The organism is Mesorhizobium sp. WSM4844 (assembly GCF_055811775.1).
This window is the reverse complement of record NZ_JBVVQB010000001.1, coordinates 23,087-38,140: the sequence shown is the minus strand read 5'-3', so window position 1 is coordinate 38,140 and position 15,054 is coordinate 23,087. Positions and strand designations below refer to the sequence as shown.

Below are 15,054 nucleotides of genomic sequence, written 5' to 3'. Positions count from 1 at the left end.
TTTTGACGAATTTCCTGCGAATCGGGTCGTTGTTCGCCTTTGTGCTGACGGCAATCGTCGTGCTCTGCGCGGCGTCTTCGGCCTTCGCCGTCGAACCGATCAAGATTGCCCGCGACGATGTGGCGCTCGACCTTTCGGGCGCCGTCGAAATCTACCGCAACCAGGGCGAGAATTTTCAGGTGTCGACTGCTCCGGGACCGGACGGCATCGTGCGGCGCATCGAGGTCGAGGCCAATGATGCGCGCTCGACCGGCGACTGGGCGGTGTTCGCGCTTGCCAACACCACCGACCAGCAGCTCGACAGGCTGATCGTCGCACCGCATTTCCGGCTGGTGAATTCCGGTATCTTCTGGCCGGATCTCGGCTCGACGCGCATTGCCGCGATCACGCCCAGCGAGGGCTTCGCGCTCGACCGCCAGAGCAGCCCCGACGCTGATGTGTTCCGGGTGACGCTGAACCCCGGAACGGTGATCACCTTCATTGCCGAACTGGCGTCGCCCAAACTGCCGCAGGTCTATCTTTGGGAGCCGGAATCCTACAAGGATTCGGTCAATTCCTACACGCTGTTTCGCGGCATCGTCATCGGCATCGCCGGCCTCCTGGCGCTGTTCCTGACCATCCTTTTCGTCGTCAAGGGAACCTCCATGTTCCCGGCAACCGCAGCGCTCGCCTGGGCGGTGCTCGCCTATATCTGCATCGATTTCGGCTTTCTCAACAAGGTCCTGGAAATATCGCCCGGCAACGAGCAGATGTGGCGGGCCGGAACGGAGGTGGCGCTTGCAGCGACCTTCGTGGTGTTCCTGTTCGCCTATCTCAACCTCAACAGATGGCACGGCCATTTCAGCTACGGCGCGCTGGTCTGGATTCTGGGGCTGTTGCTGATCGCCGGCGTTGCAATCGTCGACCCGGCGGTCGCCGCCGGCATCGCCAGGCTGTCCTTCGCCGCCACCGCGCTGACCGGCCTCGGCCTGATCATCTTCCTCGGCATACGCGGCTACGACCGTGCCATCATGCTGGTGCCCAGTTGGGTCATGGTCCTGTTGTGGCTATGCGGGTCGTGGATGGCGATCACCGGCATGCTCGACAATGACATCGCCCAGCCGGCACTGGGCGGCGGGCTGATCCTCATCATCCTGCTCATCGGCTTCACCGTCATGCAGCACGCCTTTGCCGGCGGTGCGCTGCATCAGGGCCTTTTCTCCGATCTCGAACGGCAGGCGCTGGCCGTGGCCGGATCGGGCGACACGGTGTGGGACTGGGACGTGATGCGCGACCGCGTCGTCACCAAGCCGGATGTCAGCATCCAGCTTGGCCTTGCGCCCGACAGCCTGGGTGGCGCTGCCCGCAACTGGCTGCCGGTACTCCATGCCGACGACCGCGACACCTTCCGTACGACGCTCGACGTGGTGCTCGAACACCGGCGCGGCCGGGTGTCGCAGAATTTCCGCCTGCGCGGCGCCGACGGGCACTATCACTGGTTTTCGCTGCGCGCCCGGCCGGTTATCGGATCGGACGGCGAGGTCATCCGCTGCGTCGGCACCATGGTCGACGTGACGGAGCAGAAGAAGTCCGAGGAGAGGCTGTTGCACGATGCCGTGCACGACAATCTGACCGGCCTGCCGAACCGGGAATTGCTTATGAACCGGCTGGAGGCGATCATCTCGATCGCGCGCACCGAAGAGAAGGTCCGTCCCACCGTCTTCGTCATCGACATCGACCGGTTCAAGCAGGTCAATGACGGGCTCGGCATCTCGGCCGGCGATACCATCCTGCTCACTGTTGCGCGCCGGCTGCACCGGCTGCTCAAGCCGAAGGATTCGCTGTCGCGCTTTGCCGGCGACCAATTCGCGCTGATGCTGCTTTCCGAGCAGGACCCGGCCCGCATCGCAGCCGTTGCCGATGCCATCAAGCATGCGATCAACAATCCGATTACCTTTGCCAAGCGCGAGATCGTGCTGACCGCCTCGATCGGTCTGGTCACCTGGACCTCGGCGCAGAGTTCGGCCGAGGACATGGTCAAGGACGCCGAGCTTGCCATGCACCAGGCCAAGCGTTTTGGCGGCGACAGGATCGAACCGTTCCGACCCGCCTTCCGGACCGTCGGCACCGACCGGCTGCAGTTCGAGTCCGACCTGCGCCGCGCCATCGAACGGCGCGAATTCACACTCGCCTACCAGCCCATCGTGCGGCTGGAAGACGGCAGTGTCGCCGGCTTCGAGGCGCTTTTGCGCTGGGATCATCCGCGTCGCGGCATGATCCCGCCAGGCGATTTCATCCCGGTCGCCGAGAGCTGCGGCCTGATCGTGCAGCTTGGCTTGTTCGCCATGCAACAGGCCGCCGAAGATCTGGCGGGATGGCAAAAGCAGATCGGCGACGCGCCGCTGTCGGTTTCGGTCAACCTGTCCAGCCGACAGCTCATCCGCCGCGATCTGGTCAGCGACGTCCGCTCGGTGATCGCGCGGGCCAATCTGAAGCCGCGCTGTTTCCGGCTCGAGCTCACCGAATCGCTGGTGATGGACAATCCCGAGCAGACAGCCCATGTGCTGAACAAGCTGAAGAAGCTTGGCATCGGCCTGTCGCTGGACGATTTCGGCACCGGCTACTCATCGCTGGCCTATCTGACGCGCTTTCCCTTCGACACGATCAAGATCGACAAGAGCTTTGTCGACGACACCACACCGAAGCGCGCGGTGCTGCTCAAATCGATGGTCAACATGGCGCATGAACTCGGCCTTTCGGTCGTGGCCGAGGGCATTTCGGACGAAAGCGATGCGCTCGAGCTGCGCCAGATGGGCTGCGAATATGTGCAGAGCTTCATGTTCGGCGCGCCGATGCCCGGCGATCAGGTGCTGAGGACGCTGAAGGAACAGTATCCGCTGACCCGGGCTTGATCTTGTTCATGTCGTTGTCCCAAAATCGCTGCCCTTTTTGAGCGGCATGAGCCTGGCGATTGGCACCCGCTGGAGCGCATCGGCAAGGTCTCAGCTCCCGCGGCTCGGCACTCCATCAAAAGTACGACCGGCGGTCACGCGACTGTGAACTGGGAGTATTGGTTTACGGCTCGCGCTGTGCATCATACCGACTTCGCGAAATCGGTGCGAAGAGCTGACCCGCTGATAATTCAGCCTGCTGCCCGGAATCACCGGGTCATGATGGAGGCCCAACTGATGAATTTCGACAAGATTTCTGCCTGGGCTCCGGTGTGGTTAAGCGTCGTGAGGATCATGTCGGCGCTGCTGTTTCTGGAGCACGGAACTCAAAAGCTCTTCAATTTTCCGCCCGCTCCCGAGCCGATGCAACTGTCGGGGCTTATTGTGATCCAGGCATTGATCGAGCTGATCGGAGGCGCGCTGCTTGCCCTCGGACTCTTCACCCGGCCCGTCGCGTTCATTCTGTCCGGCAACATGGCGGTCGCCTATTTCATGGCGCATGCGCCGCAAAACTTCTTTCCGGTTGTCAACGAGGGCGACTCGTCGATCCTCTACTGCTTCATTTTCCTGTACTTCTTTTTCGCGGGAGGCGGCGCGTGGAGCGTCGATGCGGCTCGTCGCGGGACCGGCCTCGCGACGCCCTGAACAGGATCGCGAGGGAACTTGCTGGGCGGCTACCAGCGGAGCATGTCCGACAGCCTGCCAGGTCGAAATGATAGGAAGTTCCGGCTCCGCTGATCGTCGCTTTCGGGCCCTTCACTGGACATTCCCCAACACGAGATACGCGCCCTTAGGGCGGCCATTGCCGCACTTTTAACCCGTCGCTTTCCCCTATGCGGGCATCAGATCCCGCATGATCGCGACCGTGCTGCTCGTGTCTAGGTGCCTTCTGTCGGCGATAGAGATAGTTCTCGGGAAGACCGAGGCGACGGCACGATTGGACGGCCGGAGATGAAGGGAGCACGATGCGCTCGCAGATTGCAGCCGTCGTCTTCACAAAAGCACGCTCCCACGGCTTCAACGTCCAGTGGTCGCCGAGTGCCAACCGCTTGCGGACCCAGCGGGGCAGGATCTCGACAGCCGCCTTCAGGAATGGCCGCTGAAGCGGTTGAGCCACCCCCGGCAAGACGGGAATGTCTTCCATGATCTGCAGGAATTCCAGGACGATCGGCGATGCGACGAGTCTTTGCCTCATCACGTCGAACAGCGCGTAAAGCTCGGCCTGCGACGTGGGCGCGTCAACCGCACCATAGAGAAGCGCGACGGGGCGAGCCTCGGCGAACATCGCATCCCGTTCGAAAAAATGCAGTCGATGCACATAGATGTGATAGGCCTCCATAAAACCAAACCCGGCCGTCGCTTGCACCCAGTCCAGCAACTCCGGGTCGGTGGCGTCGTATGGCTCACCTTCGCTGGTTCGGCCTGAAACGCGCCCATGCATCCTGACCACACCTTCAATCATGGCCTTGGCCTTGGTCCGGGGACCGTAGACCGTGACCAAGGCGGCGAGGCCAGTGCGCCGTAATCGTCGGAGCGCGTCGGAGCGGAATGTGCTGTGCTGCCAAATGGCGTCGCGAACCCGCGGCTCTGCCAATTCGAGCAGCACCGCCGTAACCCCGCCGATGAACAGCGCAACCGGGTTCTTGAAAATACGCCACGACGCCGAGTTGGGCGGCAACAGCGCCGGCTCGCCCTGCGGGGTCGAGAAGTCCATCTGCGATCCGAGCCGCTGGCGCATGAACGACTGCGCAAGGGTATCCACACGACGCCCAAGCGGGCGAGGCAGAGGAAGGGTGCCCGAATTGCCAAACATGCTCCGACTCTCCTGGCAACGCGTGTGGCTGGCGGATGCAGCACGAACGACTTGGCCCTTCCGTCGTTCCAAAGATTCAAACTGACGCGCTGCATAACTCCGCAAGAACACCGGGCCCGGATAGCCATCACGAGCCCGGTCGCGCCGGCCCTATGGGGTAAGATCGAGCGCCGGCACGATTCTGTGATAGGGCAGCCCCGCATCGTCGTTTAGACGCTTCACGTCGACATCGGAGGCAGCGTCAAACAGGCACATGCAGCGCCCGTCCTCCGGTGCGAAGGTCGAGCGCAGGTAGCTGATGTCGGTGCCGTTGGAGGTCATCTCGGCGGCTTTGCTGATCGCCGCCTTCTGCGCATCTCCCAGAGCTTCCATGCTGATGCCCTTGAGGTCGCGTTCCACCATGTAGACGGTCATTTCCAGATCTCCTCCTGTAAACAGTGACCACAGGAGTTGAATGCAGCGGCGGGCGAAAGAGAACGACATTTTTTCTATCGATCGATAGCCGACAGTTATCGATGAAAGGATTACAATGTCGTTTCGTGGAACCGCCTCGGGAGGGCTTGCCATGGAGATGTTTCAGGTCCGCTACGTGCTTGCCGCCGCGAAGATGCTGAACTTCACCAAGGCCGCCACCGATTGCAATGTCTCTCAACCGGCGCTCACCAAAGCGGTCAAGACGCTCGAGGATGAGCTTGGCGCGCCTTTGTTCCACCGCGAGGGAAAGCGCGTCCTCCTGAGTGAGTTCGGGCGCTCCATTCTGCCGCATCTTCAGCAGATCATACAGGAGGCCCACGCAACCAGAACGCTTGCCGACAATTTCAGGCTGCTCAACCAGGTGCCGATCCGCCTCGGCGTCATGTCGACCATCGGCCATGTGAAACTCGCCCGGTTCCTCGCAAAGTTCCAGCGCGACTATCATGGCGTCGAGCTTGAAGTTAGCGAGGCGAGCGTCCAGGAACTGAAAAACAGGCTCGAGCAAGGCGATCTCGATGTTGCCGTTCTCAATCCGCTGGAGGGATTGGGAGCGGCGTTCCGCGTCCATGATCTCTACAGTGAGCGTTACGTCGTCGTATTCGCGCCGGATCATCGGCTTGCGAGCCTCAATGCAATCAAGTTGGTCGATCTCTCTCAAGAACCCTATGTCGATCGTCTGTCCTGCGAAATGCGGGACCTGGTAATGGGTGCGTGCCGGGAAAGAAACGTCAGCCTTTATGCCCGCTTTCGTTCCGAGCGCGAGGATTGGATCCAATCAATGGTGCTGGCGCGGATCGGCTTCGCCTTCATGCCTGAATATTCGGTGACATCGCCTGAACTTTTGCAGCGTCCGCTGATCGAACCCGCGGTGGCACGCACGGTGTCCCTGGCTAGCATTCCGGGCCGGCCCTATAGCCCGGCGACGGCGGCAATGGTCCGAGCTGCCCAGACGTTCGATTGGCCAGGCTAGGCGTTTAGCGCTGAGGCTTGAGCTTTGCTGATTTGAGATGCGTCAGATTCAACCTTTCGGCCGCTCGGCCCACGTGGCACTCGTCGGGCACGATCTCAAACAGAACGAGGAGGTTTAGATCAATCCTGTTCAGCATGTCGATGAAATCATATCACTGGATTCAGCATCATCGAAGTGCGATCTCCTGAGCAAGCGGAGCAGCGCAAGGCGCGCTTCGCATCGGAAACAGATGCAGGAGCCACCCGCATGCCAGTATCACGACGTTCCTTTCTCGCCGCAGCAAGCGCTGGCGTGGCATTGTCACAAACTGCAAGATTAACGAACGCCTCGGCACAGGCTCTTGCGGAGCCTGCCATGGACCAGACGGTTGCCGATCTCGTCGAGCGTTCTGCGGAAGCAAATTCGGCGCTGATGCGCGGGGAGATAACGAAGTACTACGAGGTGATCCCACATACCGGGGACTTCCTGCTGATGTCTCCATTCGGCGGAAAGCCGACGCGGGCTTCTGAACTGACTGCGGAGCGGATCGAGGCGATGGGCCGCTTTTTCAAGAACGGGACCTTCGAGCACGAACTTCTTCAAGCCTATGGTTCCGCCGACATGGTGGTCCTCGCGATCATTGAACGCCCGCACGTCGAGGTCGGCGGTCTGCCGGCCCAGGATTGGCCGCTGCGGGTTACCTTGGTCTATCGCCGCGAAGAGGCGGAATGGCGCCTGGTGCATCGCCACGCAGACCCCCTGGTCAAGGGCGTGAGTCTGGAGCAGGCGGCGGCCCTTGCACGCGGCGAAGCCGCGTGATGCGAAGAGTGTCGCCATCCCGACGGAGCGCTCTGGCTGAAGGTCCAAAGCCCGCTGAAGGGTTTTCGCTTCTCGTCGACGCAGAACGTCATTCTATGGCGCCAGATGTGGCCCGACGCGCCTTGCGAGCACCTGCTGGTGCCGGTGGAGTAGATCCGCCATAGTCATGCGCCCTGAGGGAGGACGATCATGACCTTGCCCAGCTACGCAATGAACCAGGTAAGTTTCCCGGAGATGTACGAGCGGTGGCTCGTCGGCCCTCTCTTCCGTCCATGGGCCGAGATGGCTCTTGACGAGTTGGAATTGTCTTCAGGCGATCGCGTACTCGATATCGCTTGTGGAACAGGAATAGTGGCGCGCGTTGCAAGAGAGCGGCTCGGTGGAGCCGGATTTATCGTCGGTGTCGACGTCAGCGCGGACATGCTTGCCGTGGCGCGGGCTGTAGAACCAGCCGTCGACTGGCGCCAGGGCAATGCCGGCGAGTTGCCTCTGCGTAGTGGTGAGACGTTCGACGTGGTCGTCTGCCAGCAAGGACTGCAGTTCTTTCCTGACAAACCCGCGGCGGCGGCGCAGATGCGTCGCGCGCTGACGAAGGGTGGCAGGCTGGCAATCGCCACGTGGCGCCCGGACGACGAAATCCCGTTCTTTCGCGACCTGCGCCGCGTCGCGGAGCGTCATCTGGGCGCCATCGCCGATCAGCGGTACAGCTTCGGGGAAGCGGCTCCGCTTGAGGCGCTGCTGCGAGACGCCGGCTTCCACGAGGTCCGATCGAGGATTGTTTCGCGCACCATCCATTTCGGGGAAGGCGTACCTTTCCTGCATTTGAATACGATGGCGCTGGTCGGGATGAGTTCCATAGCCAAGGAATTGGGTGATCACGAACGCAAGCGCGTCGTGGAGGCGATCGTGAGCGAGAGTGCGTCCGTGCTGCAGCCATACACCATCGGGTCGGGACTGGCCTTCGAGGCCAGCACCAATCTGGCGACAGCTAAAGGATAAATGACCTCTCACCAGCGGAGAACTGGTTCGATCGAGTATTGTGCCGAGAATGGCTGCTCATTCACAATCTGCCGTTCGAGAACCGAAAGGATTGCCCGGCTGCGGTCGAGGGCAGACCACCTCAGGGAAATTTCTGCTCGCCAATCGAGAGGCTTCACAAGCAACGCATCGGCTACGCAGCCCTCGATTAAAACCAGCTTGTTTTACATTTCGAATTATTTTGCCGCACTGTGGCCATTGTGCCGCCATTATCCATGACTAGTTGAATGAAGCACTGACCGTTCTTCTTGTCTTTTTCGACGTTGACGGCTCAACGTTGGAAATAGACCTGCCCCAAAATATCTGGGCGGCTAGACAAGGAACGGAGGGGGACCTGGCGTCACTCCAAAGAACATTTGAATTCTTTGCTTGCGGAGCCTTCGTCCTTTCGGGCGGACGGCCTTTGTCGAAAAGGATGGCGGGGCTTGGCCTGGCGGCGACCGTGGCAGCCATGCCATGGCCGGTCTATTCGGGAGTCCTGGTCAACGGCGTGACCGAAGCCGCGGTTGCCACTGCTGTTCCGTTCTCGGCTCTGAGTTTTCCCTCGGCCGCGCCCGAGTTCGACATCATCGATCCAGACACCATATCGACCTCTGGACGCGAGGGAGAACGCACGCTGGCCCAGGCATTGAAGGGCACCGTCTCCATCCTTTCCCAAGGCGCGGAACAGATCGTCCTCGGCATGTCGATGCACGAGTTCGGCGAGTACAAGGTGTCGCAGCACATCGCCAGCGAAATCCTTCGTGCAGCCAAGGACACCCAATTTCCTGCCGACACGCTTTTTGCGATCGCCGAGAAGGAATCCTCCTTCGACATCAACAATCGCCCGTCTAAAGGGTCGGCGCTTGGTCTTATGCAATTCCTCGACCAGACATGGCTCGAGGCGGTGAAGGGGTACGGTGCAGAATTCGGCCTGGGCGACGAAGCGGAACTGATCCGGACCCGCCCCGAGGGCAAGCGCGAATACCATTTCGTCGAGGACAAGGCCGAAGAACAGCGCATCCTTGAATTCAGGCGCGATCCCTATCTGTCGGCAGCACTTGCGGCCAAGAACCTTCTCGCGGCCAAGCAACGCATCGAAGCTCGTCTTGAGAAGGCCATGGATGAAAGGGATCTCTACCTCCCCCATTTCCTTGGCACCAACGGGGCAGCAGCGCTCCTGTCGAATGCCGATGAGAAGCCCAATGCCACGGCCAGCACAATCTTCCCCAAGGCGGCACGCTTCAATATTGCGATCTTCAAGGCCGAGGGAAAACAGCTCACCGTCGGCCAGTTTCACCAGCGCCTGCGCTCCTTCCTGGAAGCCCGCATCGGCAAATACAGCGATGTCGAAACGCGCGTGAAACAGGCTGATCTGTCCTGGACGTCGGGTTTCGAGAATCTCGTCTACGATCTGGGCAAACGGCTGGCGATGGCAATGCGGCGGTAACCAGCCAGGTATCGGGTTTTCACTTCTAAAGCGCGTCGCGTTGATCGGCCTCACGCGACGCGCTTTAGGTTGTCGTTTTATGCATGTCGCTATCGCAAAACCGCTACACACCCACGGGTCAAGCCCGAGGGCATGCTTTTGCGCGACATGCATTAGGCGTGACCAGCGGCCAGGCTGAGATGCGCGAGGTCGATACCGATCGAAGCGAGTATCCGGTCGTATTTGCGTTCGATGTCGGTATCGAACAGAAGCTCCGCATTTGCCGGGCAGGTCAGCCAACCGTTCTCGGCGATTTCGCTTTCCAGCTGACCGGCGCCCCAGCCCGAATAGCCGAGCGCCATCAGCGCGTGCCGCGGCCCGCGGCCCGACGAAATGGCGCGCAATATGTCGACGGTCGCGGTCAGGCAAATGTCGTCGGAGACGGCCAGCGACGATTCCACCCGGTAGTCGCCCGAATGCAGGACGAAGCCGCGGCTGCGGTCCACCGGTCCGCCGTTGCGGACGACGAAGTCGCGGGCCTGCGCGGGCAAGCGGATCGCCTCCTGTTCGTTCATGATGCCGAGTTGCACGAGCAGATCCGGAAACAGCATCTGCTGTGTCTGGTTGATGACCAGGCCCATCGCGCCTTCGTCGCTGTGCGCGCAAATATAGATGACGGAGCGCGTGAAGCGGTCGTCCTTCATGCCGGGCATGGCAATCAGGAACTGGTCGTCGAGAAAGCCGCGTCCCGCAGCCATCTTCTTGTGGCGCAACAAGTCCATGAGGGGAGCGTAACGCGTTTCTGGAGCGCCGAAAAGATGCGCCGCGCGCGATTTGGTCGCAGATGTGCATCCAAGGCACGCAAAGCTGTGCCCGAGGTCACGCAAATATGATAGCAGCGACGCCATGAAGTCATTGCGCAGCCATGAACGGACGCTCAAATCACCGCCATGCAAAGCTTGAAAGTCCTGCTGCTCAGCGCCGCTGTCGGATGTGGAACCGGTCTTCCCGCCGCAGCCTCCTCGTCGATCTGGTACGAAAGCGAAGGCGGCAAAGTACGCCTTGTGACCAGCGGCAAGCCCGACACAGCCGGACGCATCCATGGCGTCCTCGATATTTCGCTCAAGCCTGGCTGGAAAACCTACTGGCGCGATCCGGGCGACGCGGGCGTGCCGCCGCAAATCGATATCTCGGCCAGCACCAACATTGCCAACGCGACGTTTTCGTTTCCACCACCCCAGCGCCACGACGACGGCTCCGGCAAATGGGCCGGCTACGACCATCCGGTTTCGCTGCCGGTAACGTTCACGCTGTCGGCGCCGAACGAGCCGGCCGTCATCGTTGCCGATATCTTTCTCGGAATTTGTGAGACGATCTGCATCCCGGTGCAAACAAAGCTGACCATCGATCCGGGCTCCGATCCGGACAATGTCGAAGACGCCGCTTTGGTGAAGGCGGCGCTTGCAACGCTGCCTGCTCCCGCAAGACCCGATTTCGGCGTCAATATCCTGCCGGGCGACCGCGAGACACTGATTGTCGAGGCGAGCTTTCCGGGCAATCCCAAAGCAGCGGATTTCTTCGTCGCCGGCGAGCGGGACTACATGTTCGGCGTGCCGGCCCGCAGCGAAAAGGACGGCAAGCTGGTGTTTACCGTGCCGATCCTCGACAGACCGACGACGACGCCGACGGATGGCGGACTTTACTACACGCTGACAACTGCGGCCGGCGCCGTCGAAGGCCTGCTGCCGTTCCCTTGATCCCCAGCAAAGGATGTTCAGATCGAACATCCCTTGCTCCGGCCACCCCGACAGTTGCGGGAAACGGCTGAATTCGCTATCGCAAGGACACTCCCTTCCATTTGTCAAAACGAGGACCACGATGATGATTGCCGTTGGCGACAAGCTGCCCCAAGCGACCTTCAAGACGATGACTGCCGACGGCGCAAAAGCGATCACGACGGCCGACATTTTCTCGGGAAAGAAGGTGGTGCTGTTCGCTGTTCCCGGCGCCTTCACGCCGACCTGCTCCAACAACCATCTGCCCGGCTTTCTGGACAATTCCGACGCCATCCTGGCGCGCGGCGTCGACACCATCGCCGTCGTCGCCGTCAACGATGTCCACGTGATGGGCGCCTGGGCCCGCTTCAGCGGCGGTGAAGGCAAGATCCTCTATCTTGCCGACGGCAATGGCGATTTCGTCAAGTCGATCGGTCTCGACGCCGACCTTTCCGGCGGTGGCATGGGGCTGCGCTCGAAGCGGTTTTCGATGATCGTCGACGACGGCAAGGTCGCCGCGCTCAATGTCGAGACAAAGCCTGGCGTTGATGAATCCGGTGCTGCTCACATTCTCGAACAACTTTCCGTTTTGGCGACAGCATAGGCCGAGGTTTTCACGCTCCTTTGGCCCGACGATCGCGCTTGTTTCGGCAGCTGCGCGTCCAATTGGGCGTGCAAAGAACGCTGTTCGGGAATTGCCTGCTTTTAGGGGATCTCAATGATGTTTGACCACTTCTGGCGCGCTGTGGCGATCGGCATCGGCGCCACGGCGCTCATGGACCTCTGGGCGATTTTCCTGAACACGGTGTTTGCTCAGCCACGGCCGAACTGGGGACTGGTTGGTCGCTGGGTCTGGCACCTGAGGGACGGCAAGGTCTTCCATGACGATATCGGCGAGGCAGCACCCTATGCGCATGAATCGGCACTGGGCTGGGCCTTCCACTATTTTGTCGGCATCGTCTACGGCATCATTCTGGCCGTTTTGGCTGGAGCGGCGTGGCTGGCCGCGCCGACCTTCCTGCCGGCCTTCATCCTCGGCATCGTCACCGTAGGCGCCGGCTGGTTCCTGCTGGCGCCCGGCATGGGCGCCGGTTGGGCCGCGTCAAAGCGCCCCAACCCGATGCAGATCCGCGCCCTCAACCTCGTATCGCATACTGTGTTCGCTCTCGGACTTTTCGGCACAGCGCTGCTGATCCGCTGAATATGGCGGACCAGACTGGTCAGTAGTCCAGACTGGTCAGTAGCCCAGACTGGTCAGTAGCTTTGGGTCGAGCGGCGCAGTTTCCTGGCTGCCGGCTGTTTGGCTTGGGTGTTTTCCCCAGCCGAAACGGGCGCGGGCCTGGCCGTCTTGTTCTTGAACGGCGCCATGCCGAGCCGCGCCAATTCGTCGGCACGCTCGTTCTCCGGATGGCCGGCATGGCCCTTGACCCAATGCCAGATCACCTGATGACGGTTGCGGGCCTCGTCGAGCGCCTGCCACAGTTCGGCATTCTTCACCGGTTGCCTGGCAGCGGTCTTCCAGCCGTTGCGCTTCCAGCCGTCGATCCAGCTGAAAATGCCGTCCTTGACATAGTTGCTGTCGGTATAAAGATCGACCGCACAGGGTTCTTTCAGCGCATTGAGCGCCGAGATGGCGGCCAAAAGTTCCATGCGGTTGTTGGTGGTAGCAGCCTCGCCGCCCGACAGTTCCTTCGTGACGCCCTTGAAGCGCAGGACAGCCCCCCAGCCGCCAGGCCCCGGATTGCCCGAACAGGCACCATCGGTAAAGATTTCGACGCGCTTGGTCATGTCAGTCCGTATTCGGAAGGAGATTTGATCGCCCGGTGGAAACGCATACGCCTGATATATTCGGTCGGATCGCGTTTCACGACCAGCCCGCCGTTGGCAATGATCAGCCAGTCGTAAAGCCGGGTCAGCATGAAGCGCAGTGCCGAGCCGCGCGCCAGCATCGGCAGCGCAGCTTTCTCTTCGCCGCTCAAGGGCCGCACGCTTTGGTAGCCGGCAAGCAGCGCCGTGCCCTTGGTCAGGTTGAAGGAAAAATCCTTCTCGAAGCACCAGGCATTGAGGCAGGTAGCGACATCATAGGCGTAGAGATCGTTGCAGGCGAAATAGAAGTCGATCAGCCCCGACAGTTTCTCGCCGAGGAAGAAGACGTTGTCGGGGAAAAGATCGGCATGGATGATGCCTTCCGGCAGGCCGTTCGGCCAGTTCCTCTCGAAATCGGCGAAGTCGGCATCGACCTCGGCCGCCAGTCCCGGCTCGACCTCGTCGGCGCGAGGGCGAGAGGCGCTCCACAGCTTGCGCCAGCCATCGATGGCAAGGGCATTCGGACGGGTCATCGGAAAGTCGGCGCCGGCCAGATGCAGCGCCGCCAGCGCCTTGCCGACCTCGCCGCAGTGCGCTGATGTCGGCCGCCGCAGCGAAACGCCTTCGAGGAAGGTGATGATGACCGCCGGCCGGCCGGCAAGCGTTCCGATGACGTCGCCATCATGCGCGGTCACCGGAAGCGGGCAGGAAATGCCCTTCCTGGCGAGATGGCTCATGAGGCCGAGGAAGAACGGCAGGTCGGCCTTGTCGACGCGCTTTTCGTAGAGCGTCAGGATGTAGGAGCCGCTGGTCGTGTGCAGCAGGAAGTTCGAGTTCTCGGTGCCTTCGGCTATGCCCTTGTAGGACAGGAGATCGCCGACTGGATAGGCCTTGAGGAACGCGCCGAGCTCGCCTTCGTTGACGTCGGTGTAAACCGCCATGAACCTTACGCGGCCCCGTTGACGAAAGCCATGTCGGCGGCCGTCAGCTCGACGTCGCGCAGCACCCGCATCACCGGAAAATCCTCGGTTTCCGTCGCCGTCACCGCCAGCTCGATGGTTACGTCGAAGCGCTGCCGGAACGCATCGATGATCTCGTCGACGATGATTTCCGGTGCCGAGGCACCTGCCGAAAGACCGAGCGTCGAGATGCCGGCGATCTCGGTCCATGGAATTTCGGAGGCGCGCTGCACCAGAAGCGACATCGAGGCGCCGGCGCGTTCGGCCACTTCGACGAGACGCCGCGAATTTGAGGAGTTGGGAGCGCCGACGATCAGGAAGAGATCGGCACCCGCGGCGGTCTCCTTGACCGCTTCCTGGCGATTGGTGGTGGCGTAGCAGATCGATTCCGCTGCCGCCGCATGCAAATCGGGAAAACGATCCTTAAGCACCCGAATGATGCCGGCGGTGTCCTCGACCGACAGCGTCGTCTGGGTGACGAACCCGAGCGCCTGCGGGTCGGCGGGCACCAAATTCGCGGCGTCGGCTTCGGTCTCGATCAAGGTGACGGCGCCGTCCGGCAACTGCCCCATCGTGCCGATCACTTCCGGGTGGCCGGCATGGCCGATCAGAAGCACATGACGGCCGAGCCGCTGATGGCGCATTGCCTGCTTGTGGACCTTCGACACCAGCGGGCAGGTGGCGTCGAGATAGAAGAGGTTGCGCGCCTGGGCGTCCGCCGGCACCGACTTCGGCACGCCATGCGCCGAAAAGACGACCGGGCTCTGACGATGCTCAGCCGGTATCTCGGAGAGCTCCTCGATGAACACCGCACCGAGGCTTTGCAGCCCCTCGACGACGTAGCGATTATGGACGATCTCGTGGCGAACATAGACCGGCGCGCCATATTTCTTCAGCGCCAGCACGACGATCTGGATGGCGCGGTCGACGCCGGCGCAGAAGCCGCGCGGCTGGCAGAGCCTTATCGTCAGCGGTGGCTTTGTGGTCGTGTGAAGCATGATTCCCGGCCGGTTGGTCGTAGCGTGAACTCAAGTCTTGAACTCAAGGCGCGAAATGAGGTGCGCACCCCTGCCCTGTCAAGGG

At 61.4% G+C, this 15,054-nt stretch carries 15 protein-coding genes and 1 pseudogene; 9 read left to right on the top strand and 7 right to left on the bottom strand.

The window, feature by feature from the left end; genetic code table 11:
* Nucleotides 1-2 precede the first annotated feature (2 nt).
* Nucleotides 3-2,891: an EAL domain-containing protein gene (locus AC0L2A_RS00210; RefSeq protein WP_128245649.1), complete on the top strand. Its 2,889-nt coding sequence runs from the start codon at nt 3-5 to the stop codon at nt 2,889-2,891.
* Nucleotides 2,892-3,167: 276 nt separating this feature from the next.
* Entirely contained in the window at nt 3,168-3,575 is a 408-nt protein-coding gene (locus AC0L2A_RS00205) for a DoxX family protein (protein WP_031254957.1), read from the top strand.
* Nucleotides 3,576-3,720: 145 nt separating this feature from the next.
* On the opposite strand, the gene AC0L2A_RS00200 is transcribed toward AC0L2A_RS00205, so the two are convergent.
* On the bottom strand, nt 3,721-4,743 hold the full coding sequence (locus AC0L2A_RS00200; RefSeq protein WP_473607073.1) for an oxygenase MpaB family protein: 1,023 nt from the start codon (nt 4,741-4,743) through the stop codon (nt 3,721-3,723).
* A gap of 150 nt (nt 4,744-4,893) precedes the next feature.
* The gene (locus tag AC0L2A_RS00195) at nt 4,894-5,157 is read right to left on the bottom strand and encodes a DUF4242 domain-containing protein (protein WP_023799307.1); all 264 of its coding nucleotides are present in this window, start codon (nt 5,155-5,157) and stop codon (nt 4,894-4,896) included.
* A gap of 151 nt (nt 5,158-5,308) precedes the next feature.
* Between AC0L2A_RS00195 and AC0L2A_RS00190 the strand changes: the two genes are divergently transcribed.
* Nucleotides 5,309-6,187 (top strand): LysR family transcriptional regulator, encoded by an 879-nt coding sequence (locus AC0L2A_RS00190; RefSeq protein ID WP_419696265.1) that lies wholly within the window; start codon nt 5,309-5,311, stop codon nt 6,185-6,187.
* 40 nt (nt 6,188-6,227) lie between these two features.
* On the opposite strand, the pseudogene AC0L2A_RS00185 reads toward AC0L2A_RS00190, so the two are convergent.
* Nucleotides 6,228-6,323, bottom strand: a pseudogene (locus tag AC0L2A_RS00185) (LysR family transcriptional regulator); the annotation flags it as partial.
* Nucleotides 6,324-6,541: 218 nt separating this feature from the next.
* Between AC0L2A_RS00185 and AC0L2A_RS00180 the strand changes: the two are divergent.
* The 3 genes from AC0L2A_RS00180 (at nt 6,542) to AC0L2A_RS00170 (ending at nt 9,452) form a co-directional block, all read left to right on the top strand.
* Nucleotides 6,542-6,985: a nuclear transport factor 2 family protein gene (locus tag AC0L2A_RS00180; protein WP_027152370.1), complete on the top strand. Its 444-nt coding sequence runs from the start codon at nt 6,542-6,544 to the stop codon at nt 6,983-6,985.
* A gap of 189 nt (nt 6,986-7,174) precedes the next feature.
* Nucleotides 7,175-7,984 (top strand): class I SAM-dependent methyltransferase, encoded by an 810-nt coding sequence (locus AC0L2A_RS00175; RefSeq protein WP_473607072.1) that lies wholly within the window; start codon nt 7,175-7,177, stop codon nt 7,982-7,984.
* Between the two features lie 442 nt (nt 7,985-8,426).
* Entirely contained in the window at nt 8,427-9,452 is a 1,026-nt protein-coding gene (locus AC0L2A_RS00170; protein ID WP_473607071.1) for a transglycosylase SLT domain-containing protein, read from the top strand.
* Nucleotides 9,453-9,604: 152 nt separating this feature from the next.
* Here AC0L2A_RS00170 and AC0L2A_RS00165 read toward each other — a convergent pair whose 3' ends face one another.
* The gene (locus tag AC0L2A_RS00165; RefSeq protein ID WP_023799312.1) at nt 9,605-10,213 is read right to left on the bottom strand and encodes a YqgE/AlgH family protein; all 609 of its coding nucleotides are present in this window, start codon (nt 10,211-10,213) and stop codon (nt 9,605-9,607) included.
* A gap of 168 nt (nt 10,214-10,381) precedes the next feature.
* Here AC0L2A_RS00165 and AC0L2A_RS00160 point away from each other — a divergent pair, with 168 nt between their 5' ends.
* The 3 genes from AC0L2A_RS00160 (at nt 10,382) to AC0L2A_RS00150 (ending at nt 12,407) form a co-directional block, all read left to right on the top strand.
* Nucleotides 10,382-11,188 carry a protein-disulfide reductase DsbD domain-containing protein gene (locus AC0L2A_RS00160; RefSeq protein ID WP_287070753.1) on the top strand — a complete coding sequence of 269 codons (807 nt, stop codon included), beginning with the start codon at nt 10,382-10,384 and terminating at the stop codon, nt 11,186-11,188.
* 121 nt (nt 11,189-11,309) lie between these two features.
* Nucleotides 11,310-11,810 carry a redoxin family protein gene (locus tag AC0L2A_RS00155; RefSeq protein ID WP_473607070.1) on the top strand — a complete coding sequence of 167 codons (501 nt, stop codon included), beginning with the start codon at nt 11,310-11,312 and terminating at the stop codon, nt 11,808-11,810.
* 117 nt (nt 11,811-11,927) lie between these two features.
* Nucleotides 11,928-12,407 (top strand): DUF2938 domain-containing protein, encoded by a 480-nt coding sequence (locus AC0L2A_RS00150; protein ID WP_128245673.1) that lies wholly within the window; start codon nt 11,928-11,930, stop codon nt 12,405-12,407.
* Between the two features lie 53 nt (nt 12,408-12,460).
* Here the strand turns inward: AC0L2A_RS00150 and rnhA are convergent, their stop codons facing one another.
* From rnhA to ispH, 3 genes are read right to left on the bottom strand one after another with little or no spacing between them, the layout of a single operon-like run.
* A complete protein-coding gene (gene rnhA / locus AC0L2A_RS00145) occupies nt 12,461-12,994 on the bottom strand; it encodes a ribonuclease HI (protein ID WP_023799316.1) in 534 nt (177 codons plus the stop codon).
* Nucleotides 12,991-13,953 (bottom strand): homoserine kinase, encoded by a 963-nt coding sequence (locus AC0L2A_RS00140; protein WP_023799317.1) that lies wholly within the window; start codon nt 13,951-13,953, stop codon nt 12,991-12,993. Before AC0L2A_RS00140 ends, rnhA begins: the two co-directional genes overlap by 4 nt.
* Nucleotides 13,954-13,958: 5 nt before the next feature.
* Nucleotides 13,959-14,969 (bottom strand): 4-hydroxy-3-methylbut-2-enyl diphosphate reductase, encoded by a 1,011-nt coding sequence (gene ispH / locus AC0L2A_RS00135; RefSeq protein WP_027152363.1) that lies wholly within the window; start codon nt 14,967-14,969, stop codon nt 13,959-13,961.
* Between the last annotated feature and the right edge of the window lie 85 nt (nt 14,970-15,054).